At 69.2% G+C, this 17,225-nt stretch carries 16 protein-coding genes; 12 read left to right on the top strand and 4 right to left on the bottom strand.

Features of this window, described 5'->3' with window-relative positions:
* Positions 1-156: 156 nt before the first annotated feature.
* Complete coding sequence (locus tag AB0I22_RS06615) at positions 157-858, top strand: HAD family phosphatase (RefSeq protein WP_363129547.1); 702 nt, start codon at positions 157-159, stop codon at positions 856-858.
* A 419-nt stretch (positions 859-1,277) separates the two neighbouring features.
* Entirely contained in the window at positions 1,278-2,879 is a 1,602-nt protein-coding gene (locus tag AB0I22_RS06620) for an ABC transporter substrate-binding protein (protein ID WP_363129548.1), read from the top strand.
* 115 nt (positions 2,880-2,994) lie between these two features.
* Here AB0I22_RS06620 and AB0I22_RS06625 read toward each other — a convergent pair whose 3' ends face one another.
* Positions 2,995-3,666, bottom strand: a complete 672-nt coding sequence (locus AB0I22_RS06625; protein ID WP_030879167.1) for a response regulator transcription factor — start codon at positions 3,664-3,666, stop codon at positions 2,995-2,997.
* A 17-nt stretch (positions 3,667-3,683) separates the two neighbouring features.
* Positions 3,684-4,613 (bottom strand): RecB family exonuclease, encoded by a 930-nt coding sequence (locus tag AB0I22_RS06630; RefSeq protein WP_363129549.1) that lies wholly within the window; start codon positions 4,611-4,613, stop codon positions 3,684-3,686.
* Between the two features lie 125 nt (positions 4,614-4,738).
* Here AB0I22_RS06630 and AB0I22_RS06635 point away from each other — a divergent pair, with 125 nt between their 5' ends.
* From AB0I22_RS06635 to AB0I22_RS06645, 3 genes are all read left to right on the top strand, one after another.
* The gene (locus tag AB0I22_RS06635) at positions 4,739-5,998 is read left to right on the top strand and encodes a site-2 protease family protein (RefSeq protein WP_363129550.1); all 1,260 of its coding nucleotides are present in this window, start codon (positions 4,739-4,741) and stop codon (positions 5,996-5,998) included.
* Between the two features lie 44 nt (positions 5,999-6,042).
* Positions 6,043-6,948, top strand: coding sequence for a tRNA (adenine-N1)-methyltransferase (locus AB0I22_RS06640; RefSeq protein WP_363129551.1), 906 nt, complete (start codon positions 6,043-6,045; stop codon positions 6,946-6,948).
* Between the two features lie 186 nt (positions 6,949-7,134).
* The gene (locus AB0I22_RS06645) at positions 7,135-7,731 is read left to right on the top strand and encodes a hypothetical protein (RefSeq protein ID WP_363129552.1); all 597 of its coding nucleotides are present in this window, start codon (positions 7,135-7,137) and stop codon (positions 7,729-7,731) included.
* 62 nt (positions 7,732-7,793) lie between these two features.
* Here AB0I22_RS06645 and AB0I22_RS06650 read toward each other — a convergent pair whose 3' ends face one another.
* On the bottom strand, positions 7,794-8,099 hold the full coding sequence (locus tag AB0I22_RS06650; RefSeq protein WP_363129553.1) for a ferredoxin: 306 nt from the start codon (positions 8,097-8,099) through the stop codon (positions 7,794-7,796).
* A 254-nt stretch (positions 8,100-8,353) separates the two neighbouring features.
* On the opposite strand from AB0I22_RS06650, the gene arc reads away from it, so the two are divergent.
* From arc to prcA, 6 genes are all read left to right on the top strand, one after another.
* Positions 8,354-10,120, top strand: a complete 1,767-nt coding sequence (gene arc, locus AB0I22_RS06655; RefSeq protein WP_363129554.1) for a proteasome ATPase — start codon at positions 8,354-8,356, stop codon at positions 10,118-10,120.
* A 368-nt stretch (positions 10,121-10,488) separates the two neighbouring features.
* The gene (gene dop / locus AB0I22_RS06660) at positions 10,489-12,000 is read left to right on the top strand and encodes a depupylase/deamidase Dop (protein ID WP_363129555.1); all 1,512 of its coding nucleotides are present in this window, start codon (positions 10,489-10,491) and stop codon (positions 11,998-12,000) included.
* Between the two features lie 143 nt (positions 12,001-12,143).
* Positions 12,144-12,362 (top strand): ubiquitin-like protein Pup, encoded by a 219-nt coding sequence (locus AB0I22_RS06665; RefSeq protein ID WP_030879180.1) that lies wholly within the window; start codon positions 12,144-12,146, stop codon positions 12,360-12,362.
* Between the two features lie 39 nt (positions 12,363-12,401).
* The gene (locus AB0I22_RS06670) at positions 12,402-12,995 is read left to right on the top strand and encodes an endonuclease VII domain-containing protein (protein ID WP_363129556.1); all 594 of its coding nucleotides are present in this window, start codon (positions 12,402-12,404) and stop codon (positions 12,993-12,995) included.
* Positions 12,947-13,792 (top strand): proteasome subunit beta, encoded by an 846-nt coding sequence (gene prcB / locus AB0I22_RS06675; RefSeq protein ID WP_363129557.1) that lies wholly within the window; start codon positions 12,947-12,949, stop codon positions 13,790-13,792. The genes AB0I22_RS06670 and prcB overlap by 49 nt, the downstream gene beginning before the upstream one ends.
* Before the next feature lie 78 nt (positions 13,793-13,870).
* Positions 13,871-14,626 carry a proteasome subunit alpha gene (prcA, locus tag AB0I22_RS06680; RefSeq protein WP_363129558.1) on the top strand — a complete coding sequence of 252 codons (756 nt, stop codon included), beginning with the start codon at positions 13,871-13,873 and terminating at the stop codon, positions 14,624-14,626.
* A 112-nt stretch (positions 14,627-14,738) separates the two neighbouring features.
* On the opposite strand, the gene AB0I22_RS06685 is transcribed toward prcA, so the two are convergent.
* Positions 14,739-15,722, bottom strand: coding sequence for a LacI family DNA-binding transcriptional regulator (locus AB0I22_RS06685; protein ID WP_363129779.1), 984 nt, complete (start codon positions 15,720-15,722; stop codon positions 14,739-14,741).
* A 240-nt stretch (positions 15,723-15,962) separates the two neighbouring features.
* Here AB0I22_RS06685 and AB0I22_RS06690 point away from each other — a divergent pair, with 240 nt between their 5' ends.
* A complete protein-coding gene (locus AB0I22_RS06690; RefSeq protein WP_363129780.1) occupies positions 15,963-17,222 on the top strand; it encodes an MFS transporter in 1,260 nt (419 codons plus the stop codon).
* Positions 17,223-17,225: the final 3 nt, after the last annotated feature.

A 17,225-nucleotide genomic window follows, 5' to 3' on the forward strand; every position in this document is an offset into this window, starting at 1 on the left:
CGCCGACCCCCGCCCAGGGGCCCGGTACCGCCCGCCGGAACGATTCACCGCGCACCGTGAGCACCCGACGTACACTTATCGGTCCGGTAAAGGCCGGTCGCCTTCCCTTCGGGGACGGCGGCCGGCCTTCTCGTCCCTTCTGTGAGGTGTGTGCGGATGACCAGCAGCATCCCCGCCGTCGACACCCGTACGGCCGAAGACGCCACTCTGCAAGCCGTGCTGCTCGACATGGACGGCACCCTGGTCGACACCGAAGGCTTCTGGTGGGACGTGGAGGTCGCGGTCTTCGCGGAGCTCGGGCACACGCTCCTCGACGAGTACCGCGAAGTGGTCGTCGGCGGCCCCATGACGCGCAGCGCCGCCTACCTGATCCAGGCCACCGGCGCGCGGATCGCCCTCGCCGAGCTGAGCGTGCTGCTCAACGCGCGGTTCGCCGAGACGATCGTCGGCGGGGTGCCGCTGATGCCCGGCGCGCGGCGGCTGCTGACCGAGCTGGCCGCCCACCGGGTGCCCACCGCGCTGGTCTCCGCCTCGCACCGGCAGATCATCGACCGGGTGCTCGGCACCCTCGGCCCGGAGAACTTCACGCTGACCGTCGCAGGCGACGAGCTGGAGCGCACGAAGCCGCACCCGGACCCCTACCTGCTCGCCGCGGCCCGGCTCGGCGTGGACCCCGCCCGGTGCGCCGTGGTGGAGGACACCGCCACGGGCGTGGCGGCGGCGGAGGCGGCCGGGTGCCGGGTCGTGGCGGTGCCGTCGCTGGCGCCGATCCCCGCGGCGGCCGGGCGCAGCGTCGTCGGTTCGCTGGAGGAAGTCGACCTGACTTATCTCCGGTCGCTGATTACAGCAATGCACTGAGCGTGCACTGAGCGTGGGACGGGTAAAGGCGCCGGGGAACGCTCGGCGCAGGGGCGCTTATTTTGCGTGACGAATACCGCGTCCGAATTGCAGGACGCCGCAACCTCTTCGGGGGAGTGAGGTTTATCACGGACAACGGCGTCGACAAGCCGGGCGGTGATCGTCGCGGCACCCCCGCAAACCGGTCATCGCGCACCCTTGTGTCCCGATTGATCATCTCGCGTACGAATCGTTCCGGCGTCCGAATATCGGTGGATCGCCGCCCGTTATCGGGGCGTGATATCGCCGCTGCTCAGCCGCGTTCCAGAGTTGCCGACCGCGCGCACTAATGTCTTCGCGAGAACTTCACCACTGACCCTGTGGCCAGCGCACCCGACGTCGGTATGGTCCCGGGATCGATCGCAGGGAGAGCCCCGACAATGAACCGCAAGACGCTGGTGCTGCCGACCGTGGTGGGCCTGTTGGCCCCTGTGCTCGTCGCCTGTGGCGGGTCCGGCGGCGCCGGCAAGGATGGCGGTGCCATCGTCATCGGCAGCACGGACCGGTTCGAGCTGTCGAAGGACACCCCGGCGCCCTTCGACCCCGCCGAGGTCTACGACATCGCCGGTCTGACCGTGCTGCGCAGCACCTTCCAGACGCTGCTGCGACTGCCGCGCTCCGGCACCACCCCGGTCCCCGACGCCGCCTCGAAGTGCGGGTTCGTCGACCGCAAGAGCGAGCAGTTCCGCTGCACGCTGCGCGACGGCCTGAAATTCTCCAACGGTCACGACCTCACCGCCAAGGACGTGAAGTTCTCCATCGACCGCGTCCGGAACATCAACTTCAAGAACGGCCCGGCCTCGCTGTTCGACAACGTCGACCGGGTGGAGACGCCCAACGAGCAGGAAGTCGTCTTCCACCTCAAGACCTCCGACGCGACCTTCGCGCAGAAGATCTCCACCCCGGCCGGCGGCATCGTCGACAGCGAGGTCTACGACCCCAAGAAGGTCCGCGACGGCTACGACCTCGTCGGGTCCGGCCCGTACACGATGAAGGCCGAACAGACGGACGGCCGGGTCACCAAGGCCGTCTTCTCGAAGAATTCGAACTACAAGGGCGGGCTCAAGCTCCAGAACAACAAGGCCGAAATGCGCTTCTTCGAGAGCTCCACCTCGATGGAGAAGGCGCTCAAGGCCGGCGACATCGACGTCATGAACCGCTCGATGTCACCCGAACAGATCACCCGGCTGCGCACCTCCACGAACAAGGACATCAACATCGTCGAGTCGCCGGGACAGGAGATCAGCTTCCTGGCCTTCAACACCAACGACCCGTCGGTGAAGAACAAGGCGGTGCGCCAGGCGATGGCGCAGGTGATCGACCGGCAGGCGCTGACCCGCGACGACTACGGCCGCACGACCACGCCGCTGTACTCGCTCGTCCCCAGCGGCATCACCAGCCACCAGAACTCCTTCTCCAACCAGTACGGCACGACGCCCAGCACGGAGAAGGCGCGCAACATCCTGCAGTCCGCGAACATCAGCACCCCGGTGCCGCTCACCCTCACCTACACCACCGACCACTACGGCGAGGCGACCGCCAAGGAGTTCAAGGGGCTCCAGGACCAGCTCAACGGCAGCGGACTCTTCGACGTGAAGATCCAGGGCGTCGAGTGGTCCAAGTTCCGCCCCGCGAGCATCAACGGCGAGTACAGCGTGTACGGCATGGGCTGGTTCCCCGACTTCCCGGACCCCGACAACTTCATCGCCCCGTTCTTCGGCGAAGGCAACTTCCTCAAGTCCCCCTACCGGAACCAGAAGATCACCAGCAAGCTCATCCCGCAGACCCGGCAGGAAGCGCGCCGCGACGCCGCGGCCCCGCTGTTCCAGCAGGCCCAGGACATCGTCGCCGACGACGTGCCGATCCTCCCGCTGTGGCAGGGCAAGCAGTACGTGGCCGCGCGCGAGAACATCACCGGCGTCGAGTGGGCGCTGAACTCCTCCTCCCAGATCCAGCCCTGGGAACTCGGCCACGGCGTCTGAGCCGCCGCGGCCCGGCCGCACCCCAGCACAACGGCCGACGGCCCGCTTCCCCAAGCGGGCCGTCGGCCGTTTCCCAGCCCTCGTGGAACAGCCCCGCTACCGCGGAGCGGACCCGCTACTGCGAGCCGGGCCGCACCAGCCCGCTCTCGTACGCGTACACCGCGGCCTGCACCCGGTCCCGCAGCCCCAGCTTCGTCAGCACATGCCCCACATGCGTCTTGACCGTCGTCTCGCTCACGAACAGATCCGCGGCGATCTCCGCGTTCGACAGGCCCCGCGCCACCAGCTTGAGCACCTCCACCTCGCGCTCGGTCAGCGTGTCCAGCGTGTCCGGGACCTTCTCCTCACCGGACGGCAGATGCCCGGCGTACTTGTCCAGCAGCCGCCGCGTGATGCTCGGCGCGAGCATCGCCTCACCGCCCGCCACCACCCGGATCGCCTGCACGAGCTCATCCGCCGGCGCGTCCTTCAGCAGAAAACCGCTCGCCCCCGCACGCAGCGCCTCCACCACATACTCATCAAGATCGAAAGTGGTCAGCACCAGCACCTTCGCCGGACCGTCCCGGCCCGGCCCGGTGATCTGCCGGGTCGCCTCCACCCCGTCCATCCGGGGCATCCGGATGTCCATCAGCACCACATCGGGCTGCAGCGCCCGCACCTGATCGAGCGCCTGGAGACCGTCGCCGGCCTCGCCGACGACCGCGAGATCCTGCTCGGCCTCCAAGATCATCCGGAAACCGGTGCGCAACAGCGGCTGGTCGTCGACCAGCAGGACGCGGATAGCCACAGGGACTCTCTCCTTCGCTAGATCTGCCCCATTCTGCCTTGCGGCACCTGCCCCGAAGCCACTGACCCGGCCTCCCCGCCGCCCCCCACCGGCAGCGGATACGGCGGCGGCGTACCGCCGAACTCCGGACACACGGCCTGGTGATCACACCAGCCGCACAGCTTGCTCGGCCGCGGCCGCCAGTCACCCGTCTCCGTCGCCAGCACGATCGCCTCCCACAAGGCGAGCAGCTTGCGCTCCACCGCCAGCAGATCCGCCTCGCTCGGGTCGTACGTCAGCACATCGCCGCTGCCCAGATAGACCAGCTGAAGCCGGCGCGGCACCACACCCCGCAACCGCCACATCACCAGCGCGTAGAACTTCATCTGGAACAACGGCTCCGACCGGAACTGCGCGGCCGGAGCCTTGCCCGTCTTGTAGTCCACAAGCCGCACCTCGCCACTGGGCGCCACATCGACCCGGTCGATGAAACCCCGCAGCGTCAGCCCCGAATCGAGCACCGTCTCCACATACAGCTCCCGGTCGGCCGGCTCCAGCCGCGTCGGGTCCTCCAGCGTGAACCACCGCTCCACCAGCCGCTCCGCGTCGCCCAGCCACCCCGCCAGCAGCTCGCCCCGAGGATCATCCTCGAACAGCTCCGCCAGCTCCGGCCGCTTCGCGAGCAGCTTCTCCCACTCACCCGGCACCATCGCCCGCGCGCCCTCGGCCGTACGCTCCACCGCCGGCGCGTCGAACAGCCGCTCCAGCACCGCGTGCACCACCGTGCCCCGCGTCGCCGCCGCACTCGGCTTCTCCGGCAACTTGTCGATCACCCGGAAGCGGTAGAGCAACGGGCACCGCATGAAATCGCCCGCACGCGACGGCGACAACGCCCTGGGCCGTTCGGCTGACACGGCCCGGACCTCGCTCGGCCGGGCCTGCGGAGTCTTCTCGACGCTCGTTCCCATGCCGCAGACCCTACGGCCCCCCACCGACAACGATCCGCATACCATCGACGGCAGACCGCCCCACACCGCATGATCGTGGAAACGCACCACGCGGGTGCGGGGCAGAACGCCGACGAGGGGACACCGTGGAGAACAGCGGGCAGGGCAAGTCCGGCGGGGGAGCGGGCCCCCAGGCCGAGGAGCCCCAAAAGCCCGAAGGCCGAGAGCCACGCCGCCCACGCCGCCCACGCGAGCAAGGCGGCGGCATCCTCATGGGCCGCCCCTTCGGCGTACCCGTCTACGTCGCCCCCAGCTGGTTCCTCGTCGCCGCCCTCATCACCTGGGTCTTCGGCGGCCAGCTCGACCGGGTCCTGCCCGAACTCGGCCGCGCCCGCTACCTCGTCTCCCTCTTCTTCGCCGTCGCCTTCTACGCCTCCGTCCTCGTCCACGAGCTCGCCCACACCATCGCCGCGCTCCGCTTCAAACTCCCCGTCCGCCGCATCCAGCTCCAGTTCTTCGGCGGCGTCTCCGAGATCGAGAAGGACGCCGAGACACCCGGCCGCGAATTCGTCCTCGCCTTCGTCGGCCCCCTCCTCTCCCTCGTCCTCGCCGGCCTCTTCTACCTCGGCATGCAGACCGTCGAACCCGGCACCGTACCCGGCGTCCTGCTCGCCGGACTGATGATCTCCAACCTCATCGTCGCGATCTTCAACCTGCTGCCCGGCCTGCCCCTCGACGGCGGCCGCATGCTCCGCGCCGTCGTCTGGAAAATCACCGGCAACCCGATGACCGGCACCGTCGCCGCCGCCTGGGTCGGCCGCGGCCTCGCCGTCGCCGTCCTCGTAGGACTCCCGCTGCTCACCCAGACCGGCAGCCTCGGCGACGAAACCGAAGGATTCGGCGGCGTCGACTCACTCACCGACGCCCTCCTCGCCGCGATCCTCGCCGCGATCATCTGGACCGGCGCCGGCAACAGCCTGCGCGTCGCCCGACTGCGCGAACGCCTCCCCGAACTCACCGTCCGCACCCTCACCCGGCGCGCCGTCCCCGTCGAAGCCGCCACCCCCCTCTCCGAAGCACTGCGCCGCGCCAACGACGCCGGAGCCCGCGCCCTCGTCGTCGTCGACCCCGACGGCGCCCCCACCGCCGTCGTCCGCGAGTCCGCCATCGTCGGCATCCCCGAACACCGACGCCCCTGGGTCGCCGTCAGCGGCCTCGCCCAAGACCTCAAGGACGGCATGCGCCTCTCCGCCGAACTCGCCGGCGAAGAACTCCTGGACACCCTGCGAGCCACCCCCGCCACGGAATACCTGGTCATCGAGGAGACCGGCGAGATCTACGGCGTACTCGCCACCTCCGACGTCGAACGCGCCTTCGTCGCCGCCATGGCCCGGCCCCAGCCATAGGGACCGCGGACGCCACCGCCCGCCACCCCAGGTACGCTGGTCACATGTCCGAACCGACCGGTGCCGCCCGCCGTCGCGGCCCCTTCCAGGTCGGGGACCAGGTCCAGCTCACCGACCCCAAGGGACGCCACTACACCTTCACGCTCGAAACCGGGAAGCAGTTCCACACCCACAAGGGTGCCTTCCCGCACGACGAGCTGATCGGTGCTCCCGAGGGCAGTGTTGTCCGAACCACGGGAAACGTCGCCTACCTCGCGCTGCGCCCCCTGCTCCCCGACTATGTCCTGTCCATGCCGCGCGGAGCCGCCGTGGTCTACCCCAAGGACGCGGGGCAGATCCTGGCCATGGCCGACATCTTCCCCGGCGCCCGCGTCGTCGAGGCAGGCGTCGGCTCCGGCTCCCTGAGCAGCTTCCTGCTGCGCGCCATCGGCGACCAGGGCATGCTGCACTCCTACGAGCGCCGGGCCGACTTCGCCGAGATCGCCACCCAGAACGTACAGCGCTACTTCGGCGCACCCCACCCCGCCTGGACCCTCACCGTCGGCGACCTCCAGGACAACCTGTCCGACACCGAGGTCGACCGCGTCATCCTCGACATGCTCGCCCCCTGGGAATGCCTGGAGGTCGTCTCCAAGGCCCTCGTACCCGGCGGCATCCTCTGCGCCTACGTGGCCACCACCACCCAGCTCGCCCGCACCGTCGAGGCCATCCGCGAGCACGGCACCTTCAACGAGCCCTCGGCCTGGGAGACCATGGTCCGCACCTGGCACGTCGAAGGCCTCGCCGTACGCCCCGACCACCGCATGATCGGACACACCGGCTTCCTGCTCACCGCCCGCCGCCTCGCGGACGGCGTCGAACCGCCGCTGCGCCGCCGCCGCCCCGCCAAGGGCGCCTACGGCGACGACTACACGGGCCCCGGCAGCCAGAGCGGCTCCGCCGAGCGCTGACCCCCGGCCCCACGCCAGACGCACGACCGGCCCCGCCGCCCGAACCCCGCACCAGCGGAACTCGGCGGCGGGGCCGGTGCGTTGAAGGGACACCAGCCACACCGGACTCCGGTGCTGCCACGGCCCGCGCCATGTGGCACGATGCTGGACACCCCGACGGCACAGCTCTCACAGGAGTCACCCCGCGTGCAGCCCCTGGCAGGCACTGGGCCCTTCCCCGCGCCCGGCACTGACCCTTCCCACGCCCGTACCCGCCCCGTGCACTGGATCGCGACCGCCGCCGCGCTCGCCCTCGTCGTCGCCGGCGCGGCCCTCGTCCAGCCCGCGGACGCCACGGCTACCACATCCGCACCACACCCCCCTACGTCCGACGGCGGAGCGCCCGACGCGCACGCGGCGCAGTATCCGCTCGACTGCGGCCGGGCGGCGGTGGACGTCGTGCAGAAGGGCACGGCCGACTTCGACGGCGACGGGCGGCCGGAGACGGTCGCCGTGGTGCGCTGCCACGCGCAGGCGGGCACCCCGCCGAGCGGCGTGTACCTGCTGACGCCGCCCGCCGCCGAGGGCGGGCGGCCCAAGGTCGCCGCGACGCTCCTCGACCCGGCCCAGCGGATGAGCGCCACGGACTTCCACGTGTCGGGAACCACCGTCTCGGCGACCCTGCTCGGCTACTCCTCGAACGACGTGCCGCGCTGCTGCCCCGACAAGCAGCGCGCGGTCAAGTGGCAGTGGAAGGACGGGAAGTTCGCCCTCACCGCGCTGCCCGCGCCGGGCAGCGTCTGACCGCCGCGACCGGCCGGTCACAGGGAGTGTACGCCGGTCACACGGCGTGTTCGCGGCGCACTTCAGTCGGCGTCGGGCCCGTAAACCTCGACCCGGTCCGCGACCCGGCGCACATGGATGCAGTCGCCGGGGCACTCCTTCGCCGAGTCCCGCACGTCGTTCAGCAGCGGCAGCGGAACGGGCGTCGTGGCCCCCTTGTCCTGGAGCAGCTCGTCGTCCGCGCTCTTGACATACGCGAGACCGTCGATGTCGAGCTCGAAGACCTCAGGGGCGTACTGCGCGCAGATCCCATCGCCGGTGCACAGATCCTGATCAATCCAGACCTCAAGATCCTCGGTGCTTTCCCGGCCTTCGTCCTGCACGGTCATCTCGCCTGCCGTTTCCTGCGTCGCGCGTCAAATTCTTGCGGTAAGTCGTGCCAGCCCTGACGGGTGTTGACCGACTCGACGATACAACCGCCCGCTTTCCGATGTTGTTGGGTGGGTATTCCCCTCAGGTAAGGACGTGCGCAAGGGTGAAGATCGGACACACCCCGACCGGGTTTGTGATCTAGGGGTTTCAACCTGCACCGGCCCAGGTAGGGTCAGGAAGCGTCCAGCTCCCCTTGGAGGAGGTGAGGACCGTGGCAGCCCACGACGACGACATCAACCGCGGCATCCGGCCGGGGCGAGGGTCTGAGGACCCCGCCGGTCAGGTTGCCTATCTTGAGCAGGAGATCGCCGTCCTGCGGCGCAAGCTCGCCGACTCGCCGCGTCACACGAGGATTCTCGAAGAGCGGATCGTCGAGCTGCAGACCAACCTGGCCGGCGTGTCCGCTCAGAACGAGCGGCTCGCCAACACGCTCCGTGAGGCCCGCGACCAGATCGTGGCCCTCAAGGAGGAGGTCGACCGGCTCGCGCAGCCGCCGGCCGGCTTCGGGGTCTTCCTGCAGGCGAACGAGGACGGTACGGCCGACATCTTCACCGGCGGCCGCAAACTCCGCGTGAATGTCAGCCCGAGCGTCGAACTCGAAGAGCTGAGGCGTGGCCAGGAGGTCATGCTCAACGAGGCGCTCAACGTGGTCGAAGCCATGGAGTTCGAGAGCGCCGGGGACATCGTCACCCTCAAGGAGATCCTTGAGGACGGCGAGCGGGCCCTGGTGATCGGGCACACCGACGAGGAGCGGGTGGTGAGGCTCGCCGAGCCGCTGCTGGACATCACCATCCGACCCGGCGACGCGCTGCTGCTCGAACCCCGATCCGGCTACGTCTACGAAGTCATCCCGAAGAGCGAGGTCGAGGAACTCGTCCTCGAAGAGGTCCCGGACATCGACTACACGAAGATCGGCGGCCTGGGCAACCAGATCGAACTGATCCGCGACGCGGTCGAGCTCCCCTACCTCTACCCCGACCTCTTCAAGGAGCACGAACTGCGGCCGCCCAAGGGCGTGCTGCTCTACGGCCCGCCCGGCTGCGGCAAGACGCTCATCGCCAAAGCCGTCGCCAACTCCCTTGCCAAGAAGGTCGCCGAGGTCACCGGCAAGCCCGCCGGGAAGAGCTTCTTCCTCAACATCAAGGGCCCCGAGCTGCTCAACAAGTACGTCGGCGAAACCGAGCGGCACATCCGCCTCGTCTTCCAGCGGGCCAGGGAGAAGGCCAGCGAGGGCACCCCGGTCATCATCTTCTTCGACGAGATGGAATCGCTCTTCCGCACCCGCGGCTCCGGCGTCAGCTCGGACGTGGAGAACACCATCGTCCCGCAGCTGCTCGCGGAGATCGACGGCGTGGAAGGCCTGGAGAACGTCATCGTCATCGGCGCCTCCAACCGCGAGGACATGATCGACCCCGCCATCCTGCGCCCCGGCCGGCTCGACGTGAAGATCAAGATCGAGCGCCCCGACGCCGAGGCCGCCAAGGACATCTTCACGAAGTACCTGACCCCGACCCTGCCGATCCACACGGACGACCTGGCCGAGCACAGCGGCTCCGGCGCCTCCGCCGTCTCCGGCATGATCCAGTCGGTCGTCGAGCAGATGTACGCGGAATCCGAGGAGAACCGCTTCCTGGAGGTCACGTACGCCAACGGCGACAAGGAAGTCCTCTACTTCAAGGACTTCAACTCCGGAGCGATGATCCAGAACATCGTGGACCGGGCCAAGAAAATGGCGATCAAGGCATTCCTCGACCACAACCAGAAGGGCATCCGCGTCGCCCACCTGCTCGCCGCCTGCGTCGACGAGTTCAAGGAGAACGAGGACCTGCCCAACACCACCAACCCGGACGACTGGGCCCGCATCTCCGGCAAGAAGGGCGAGCGGATCGTCTTCATCCGCACGCTGGTCACCGGAAAGCAGGGCGCGGACACCGGTCGCTCGATCGACACGGTGGCCAATACCGGCCAGTACCTGTAACACCGCCGTCCGGCTGCGGATGTCCTGCACGGGACGTCCGCGGCCGGACGTATTTTTCGCCTCAACCAAATCCCGACCCATACCGACGGGCACCGACGGACCCAGCCACGTTTCCGCGACATAATCCAACCGACTCCGACGAACCGCACCGAACGTCAACGAAGCAGCCGCAGCGAAATCCGGACGCCCGCCGAAGGGCCCGACCCGAGCAATGACTGTAATGATCTCCCCACCACCGCAAAGCCGTTCTAGGCTCTGCGGTACCGCCGCGAAGCGCAGTGGGGGATCGGGACCGCACACGGACCGGAAGCGCAGCGGTACTTGAGCGCCTACCCCATCCGGGGGCGCCGCCGGGCAAGGAGGGCCGCATGACCGTACGGCGAGTAATGGGCATCGAGACGGAGTACGGGATCTCCGTCCCCGGCCACCCGAACGCCAATGCCATGCTCACCTCGTCCCAGGTCGTCAACGCCTACGCGGCGGCGATGCACCGGGCGCGACGAGCCCGCTGGGACTTCGAGGAGGAGAACCCGCTGCGCGACGCCCGCGGCTTCGACCTCGCTCGCGAATCCGCCGACTCCAGCCAGCTGACCGACGAGGACATCGGCCTGGCCAACGTCATCCTCACCAACGGCGCGCGGCTCTACGTCGACCACGCCCACCCCGAATACAGCTCCCCCGAGGTCACCAACCCCCGCGACGCCGTCCTGTGGGACAAGGCTGGGGAACGCATCATGGCGGAGGCCGCCGAGCGCGCGGCGGCCCTCCCCGGCGCCCAGCCGATCCACCTCTACAAGAACAACACCGACAACAAGGGCGCGTCCTACGGCACGCACGAGAACTACCTGATGAAGCGGGACACCCCGTTCTCGGACATCGTGCGCCACCTGACGCCGTTCTTCGTCTCACGCCAGGTCGTCACCGGCGCCGGACGCGTCGGCATCGGCCAGGACGGCCACGAGCAGGGGTTCCAGCTCAGCCAGCGCGCCGACTACTTCGAGGTCGAGGTCGGCCTGGAGACCACCCTCAAGCGGCCCATCATCAACACCCGCGACGAGCCGCACGCCGACGCCGAGCGCTACCGCCGACTGCACGTCATCATCGGCGACGCCAACCTCTCCGAGATCTCCACCTACCTCAAGCTCGGCACCACCGCACTGGTCCTCTCCATGATCGAGGACGGTTTCATCGCCGCGGACCTCGCCATCGACCAGCCCGTGCGCACCCTGCACCAGGTCTCCCACGACACCTCCCTCCAGCACCTGATCACGCTGCGCAGCGGCCGCACACTCACCGCCGTGCAGCTCCAGATGGAGTACTTCGAGCTCGCCCGCAAGTACGTCGAGGACCGCTACGGCGTGGACGCGGACGAGCAGACCAGGGACGTCCTCACCCGCTGGGAGGACGTGCTGAACCGGCTGGAGCACGACCCGATGAGCCTGGCCGGCGAGCTCGACTGGGTCGCCAAGCGTGAGCTGATGGAGGGCTACCGGCGCCGCGACGGCCTGGACTGGGACGCCGCCCGGCTGCAGCTGGTCGACCTCCAGTACGCGGACGTACGGCCCGACAAGGGCCTCTACAACCGCCTCGCGGCCCGCGGACGGATGAAGCGGCTGCTGGACGAGGGCGACGTCGAGAGGGCCCGCACGAAGCCGCCGGAGGACACCCGCGCCTACTTCCGCGGCCGCTGCCTGGAGCAGTACGCGGACGACGTCGCCGCCGCCTCCTGGGACTCGGTCATCTTCGACCTCCCCGGCCGCGACTCCCTGCAACGGGTCCCCACCCTGGAACCGCTGCGCGGCACCCGCAACCACGTCAAGGAGCTCCTGGACCGGTGCCGTACGGCGGAGGAACTCGTCCGGGTGCTGTCCGGGGGCTGAACCGGGGACCGAACCGGGGCTGAAAAGGCCGGCGTATGGGAATCATCGAGGTGGTTCCCGGACGTTGGGGAAGTAAAAGGGCCAATGTCGGACCCTGCTTGTAGGGTCTGATCAAGTGCATCGAACCGAGCGGGGTGAGGTAGATGGCGACCAAGGACACCGGCGGCGGACAGCAGAAGGCGACGCGTTCCACCGAGGAGGTCGAGGAGCAGGCGCAGGACGCGCAGGCTGCGGAGGACCTCAAGGAGCGACAGGAGAAGCTGAGCGACGACGTGGACTCCGTCCTGGACGAAATCGACGATGTCCTTGAGGAGAACGCCGAGGACTTCGTGCGTTCCTTCGTTCAAAAGGGTGGGGAGTGATTTCACCTTTGAAGCGAAGGTTGGTGGGGGTGCGGGGAAGTGCCTGAACCGCAGGGGGAGAAGCGCTGCTCGCGATGCAAGGAATGCCGTCCGCGGGCAGCCTTCGCGGCCAACAGGGTCGGCCGTGACGGTTTGCAGGCCTACTGCCGGGAGTGCTGGGCGGCCTACCATCAGGAGCGGCAACTTGCGCGGGGGAAGAATGTCCGGCCGAGGGTGAAAGTGCCTGACGGTCATAAACTGTGCCGGCGGTGTGGCGAGATCAAGCCCCATAGCGAATGGCATCGCAACAGCACTGCCCCGGACGGCCTGTCTACCCGCTGTAAAGCGTGCAGGGCGGTTGAGGGACGTGCCGCCCACCTCAAGCGCAGTTACGGCATTACCGAAGCCGAGCGCGACGAGATGATCGCCGCGCAGATGAATATCTGCGTGATCTGTCTCAACGCCCCAGCCGTGCATGTGGATCACTGCCATCAGACGGGTAGGGTCCGTGGCGTACTGTGCTTCAACTGCAATTCGGCCATCGGCAAGTTGGGAGACGATCCCGGCACCTTGCGTCGGGCCATCGCATACCTGGAAGGAAACGCGTGGAAGCCAACACTCGTAGCTCAGGGCGTCTACCAGCTGCCTTCCTGACGCCGGGCTCGTCCTCGTTCATGGACTTCCTGACCGAGCACTCTCCGGAGATGCTGCCGGGCAACCGGGAGCTGCCGTCCGTGCAGGGCGCCGTAGAGCTGCCGCACGGCACCACGATCGTCGGTGCGACGTTCTCGGGCGGTGTGGTGCTCGCCGGTGACCGGCGGGCGACGATGGGCAATATCATCGCGCAGCGCGATGTGCAGAAGGTCTTCCCGGCCGACGAGTACTCGGCCGTCGGCATCGCCGGTACGGCCGGGCTGGCCGTGGAGATGGTCAAGCTCTTCCAGCTGGAGCTGGAGCACTTCGAGAAGGTCGAGGGCGCGACGCTCTCGCTGGAGGGCAAGGCCAACCGCCTCTCGACCATGATCCGCAGCAATCTCGGCATGGCCATGCAGGGCCTCGCCGTGGTGCCGCTCTTCGCGGGCTGGGACGTGAACAGGGAAAAGGGCCGGATCTTCTCCTACGACGTCACCGGCGGGCGCTCGGAGGAGTTCGGCTTCGCGGCCATCGGCTCCGGCTCCGTGTTCGCCCGGGGGGCGCTGAAGAAGCTCTACCGCGAGAACCTGACGGAGAGCCAGGCCATCACGCTCGTCACCCAGGCGCTGTTCGACGCCGCCGACGACGACTCGGCGACCGGCGGGCCGGACCTGGCGCGCCGTATCTACCCTGTTCTCACCGTGATCACCGATGAGGGGTTCCGGAGGCTGACCGAGGGGGAGGCGTCCGAGGCTGTGCGCGCGATCCACGAGCAGCGGCTCCAGGAGCCGGACGGCCCGCGGGCCGAGCTGCTCTAGCCCCGCGGACCTGCCGGAATGTTCCCCAGCCGCCGCTGGGCGGTACCCCAGCCACTGACAGAAAGGGACGGATAGCCGGTGTCGACGCCGTTCTATGTCTCACCCCAGCAGGCCATGGCCGACCGCGCCGAGTACGCCCGCAAGGGCATCGCGCGCGGCCGCAGCGTCGTCGTGCTTCAGTACACCGACGGCATCGTCTTCGTCGCCGAGAACCCGTCCCGTGCGCTGCACAAGGTCAGCGAGATCTACGACCGGATCGCCTTCGCCGCGGTCGGCAAGTACAACGAGTTCGAGAATCTGCGGATCGCCGGCGTGCGCTACGCCGACCTGCGCGGCTACACCTACGACCGGCACGATGTGACGGCTCGTGGTCTCGCCAATGTCTACGCCCAGGCGCTGGGCACCATTTTCTCCAGCGCGGCCGAGAAGCCCTATGAGGTCGAGCTGATCGTCGCCGAGGCCGGGGACGGTCCCGAGGACGATCAGATCTACCGGCTGCCGCACGACGGTTCCATCGTGGACGAGCACGGCTCGGTCGCGGTCGGCGGCAACGCCGACCAGATCAGCAGCTATCTCGACCAGCGGCATGTGGACGGGATGACGCTGGGCGAGGCGCTGAAGCTCGCTGTGGAGTCGCTGTCCCGCGACAACAACGGCGGGGAGCGCACGCTGACCGCCGAGCAGTTGGAAGTGGCGATCCTGGATCGTACGCGGCCGCAGCAGCGGAAGTTCAAGCGGCTGCTGGGCCGCCAGTTGACCCGGCTGCTGGCGGATGGTGACGCCGCCTCTGTGGAGTCCGAGGACTCCGCGGAGGACTCGGAGAGCGAGGAGTAACCGAACCAGCGGCGGGCTGCCAGGCGGGATAAGCCGGAGTTCGACGGTGGGGACGCGCTCGGTTCCTGGTGCCCGTGGCGGGCCGTATGGCCTGCCACGGGCACGTCGTTTTTCAGGCGTCCGCCGGGGGCGGGGCGGTGGAGTCGCGTATGACCGGTTCGCCCAGCAGCTCGGTCGGTTCGGGTGTACGGCCGTCGAGGACGGCGATGAGGGCTCGCATGCCTGCCTCGCCGATGGCTTCGGCGGGCAGCCGTACTGTCGTCAGTTCCGGTTCTAGGGCCGTCGCCAGCGAGAGGTCGTCGAAGCCGGTCACCGAGATGTCGTCCGGGACGCGCAGTCCGAGTCGCCGGGCGGCTTTGCAGGCGCCTGCCGCCAGCAGGTCGTCGTCGCACACCAGGGCCGTCGGCCGTGGACCCGGGCCGCTCAGGGCGCGTTCCGCGGCGAGCCGTCCTTCCGCTACGCCGAGCGCCGCGGGCTCGGTCCGTATGGTGGCGCCCGGGACCTGGTGTACGGCCGAGGCGAGTGCCTCGGCGCGTATCGAGAAGGTCCATGAGTCGATGCCGGCCGCGATGTGCGCGAACCGGCGGTGGCCGAGGGCGAGCAGGTGCTGTGCCATTCGCCGCATGCCGTCGGCGATGTCGAGGTTGACGGTGGCGGCGGCGTCGGAGCGCAGCGGGTCGCTGTCGAGCATCACCAGGGGCAGTCCGCCGCCTCGGATGGCGGCCAGGGCGTCCGCGGCCATGGAGGAGGCGATCACTCCGTCGACGGCGGCGCGTGCCGAGTCGAAGGGGTCGCGGGCGGGGCCGATGCCGTCGGGGGAGGGGTAGAGGAGTACGCCGACGCTGTGTTCGCTCGCGGCTCGGGCGGCGCCGGCGTGGACGCGGGCGAAGAATTCGTTGGTGAGCGCGGGGACGACGAGCAGGACGGTCCTGGTGCGGCCGAGCCGGAGGTTGCGGGCCGCGAGGTTGGGGCGGTAGCCGAGTTCGCGGGCCGCTGTCCGTACGGAGTCGGCTGTGCGTTCGGAGACGCGGCCGCGCCATTTGTCGCCGAGTACGAGCGAGACGGTGGCTTGTGAGACGCCGGCGGCGCGTGCCACGTCGCGGCTGGTCGTACGGTCGCCGGCGGGCCGGGGGGTTGTGGCCGCGGGTTCCGTCGCTCCGTCGCCGTGTTCGCGCGGTGCGCCGCCCTCGCCTGTCACGTTCCCGCTCCTTCGCTGCCCGTCCGGTCTGTCCGAGACCCTATCGGGGTGGACCGGGGGTCGGCGGTCGTGATAGGTGTAGCCCCGCACATTATACGTAACACTTCGGGGGTGGCCCGGGGTACGAAGGGGCGGGCGATGGCGGCGGGCTATGGGGATCTGCTTCGGACGCGGCATGCGGCGCGGCTGCTGTGCGGCACGCTCGTGGGGCGGCTCCCCAACGCGACCGCGACGCTCGCGATCGTGCTCTTCGCGCGTGCGGAAGGCGGCGGTTACGGGCTGGCGGGGGCGCTGACCGCCGTCTACGGCGTGGGCAACGCGATCGGTCAGCCGTTGCTCGGCCGGGCCGTGGACCTCTACGGGCAGCCCAAGGTGATGCTGCCGGCCTCGGTGCTCTCCGCGCTCTCCGTGGTCGTATTCACCGTCTGCGGGCTGAGTCCGCTGCCGTTGGCGTTCGTCGCCATGCTCCTCGCCGGGTTCTTCACGCCGCCGCTCGAAGGCGGGCTGCGCGCGCTGTGGCCGAGCGTCCTGAAGCGGGACGACCGTATTCACGCCGCGTACGCGCTCGACGCGGTCGCGCAGGAGGTGATGTTCGCCGTCGGTCCGCTGCTGGTGACGCTCCTGGTGGCGGCCTGGTCGCCGGCGGCGGCGCTGCTGGTCATCAACGCGCTGGGCATCGCGGGCGCGCTGTCCGTGGTGGTCTCTCCGCCGTCGCGGGGCTGGCGCAGTGCGCCGCGCGAGGCGCACTGGCTGGGGGCGCTGCGCTCGCCGGGTCTTCTCGTCCTGCTCGGTTCGTTCTTCTTCGTCGGGCTGGCGCTCGGGTCGATAGCGGTGGCGGCGGTCTCGTACGCGGAGGACCACGGCGGCGGTCTCGTCTCCAGCTATCTGCTGTCCGGGCTGGGTGTGGGTGCGCTGGTCGGCGGTGTGGTCTATGGGGCCCGTCAGTGGCCCGGCGCTCCTGAGCGGCGGCTGCGGCTCCTGGTGGCCGCGCTTGCCGTGGGTTATCTGCCGCTCGTGCTGGTGCCGGGGGTTGTCGCGATGACCGCGTTGACGGTGCTGGCCGGGGTCTTTCTGGCGCCGGCGCTGGCTTGCGCGTTCGTGGTGGTGGACCGGCACGCGCCGCGAGGGACCGTGACCGAGGCGTTCTCCTGGCTGGTCACCAGTTTCGGGGTGGGGGCGGCCATCGGCGGTGGGGTGGTGGGGCCCGCGGTGGAGCGCGGCGGGGCCGGAGCGGGGTTCGCCGTCGCGGGGTTCGGGGGGTGTGCGGCGCTGGCCGTGCTGCTCGTGACCCGGCGGTTCCTGGCGGTCGTCGATGTTCTTCCGGTAGTTGAACGGGGGGCGGAAAATGATCGAAACGCAGTTGTCGAACCCGGTTTCAGAGCAGGCCATCAGGCGTAATGT

It is taken from the genome of Streptomyces sp. NPDC050610, assembly GCF_040654875.1.
In the GTDB taxonomy this organism is placed as follows: domain Bacteria; phylum Actinomycetota; class Actinomycetes; order Streptomycetales; family Streptomycetaceae; genus Streptomyces.

Excerpts from the sequence above, each read along its gene's own strand:
- AB0I22_RS06615 (WP_363129547.1), top strand. The coding sequence starts at position 157 with ATGACCAGCAGCATCCCCGCCGTCGACACCCGTACGGCCGAAGACGCC.
- AB0I22_RS06620 (WP_363129548.1), top strand. The coding sequence starts at position 1,278 with ATGAACCGCAAGACGCTGGTGCTGCCGACCGTGGTGGGCCTGTTGGCC.
- AB0I22_RS06630 (WP_363129549.1), bottom strand. The coding sequence starts at position 4,613 with ATGGGAACGAGCGTCGAGAAGACTCCGCAGGCCCGGCCGAGCGAGGTC.
- AB0I22_RS06640 (WP_363129551.1), top strand. The coding sequence starts at position 6,043 with ATGTCCGAACCGACCGGTGCCGCCCGCCGTCGCGGCCCCTTCCAGGTC.
- AB0I22_RS06650 (WP_363129553.1), bottom strand. The coding sequence starts at position 8,099 with ATGACCGTGCAGGACGAAGGCCGGGAAAGCACCGAGGATCTTGAGGTC.
- dop (WP_363129555.1), top strand. The coding sequence starts at position 10,489 with ATGACCGTACGGCGAGTAATGGGCATCGAGACGGAGTACGGGATCTCC.
- AB0I22_RS06665 (WP_030879180.1), top strand. The coding sequence starts at position 12,144 with ATGGCGACCAAGGACACCGGCGGCGGACAGCAGAAGGCGACGCGTTCC.
- AB0I22_RS06690 (WP_363129780.1), top strand. The coding sequence starts at position 15,963 with ATGGCGGCGGGCTATGGGGATCTGCTTCGGACGCGGCATGCGGCGCGG.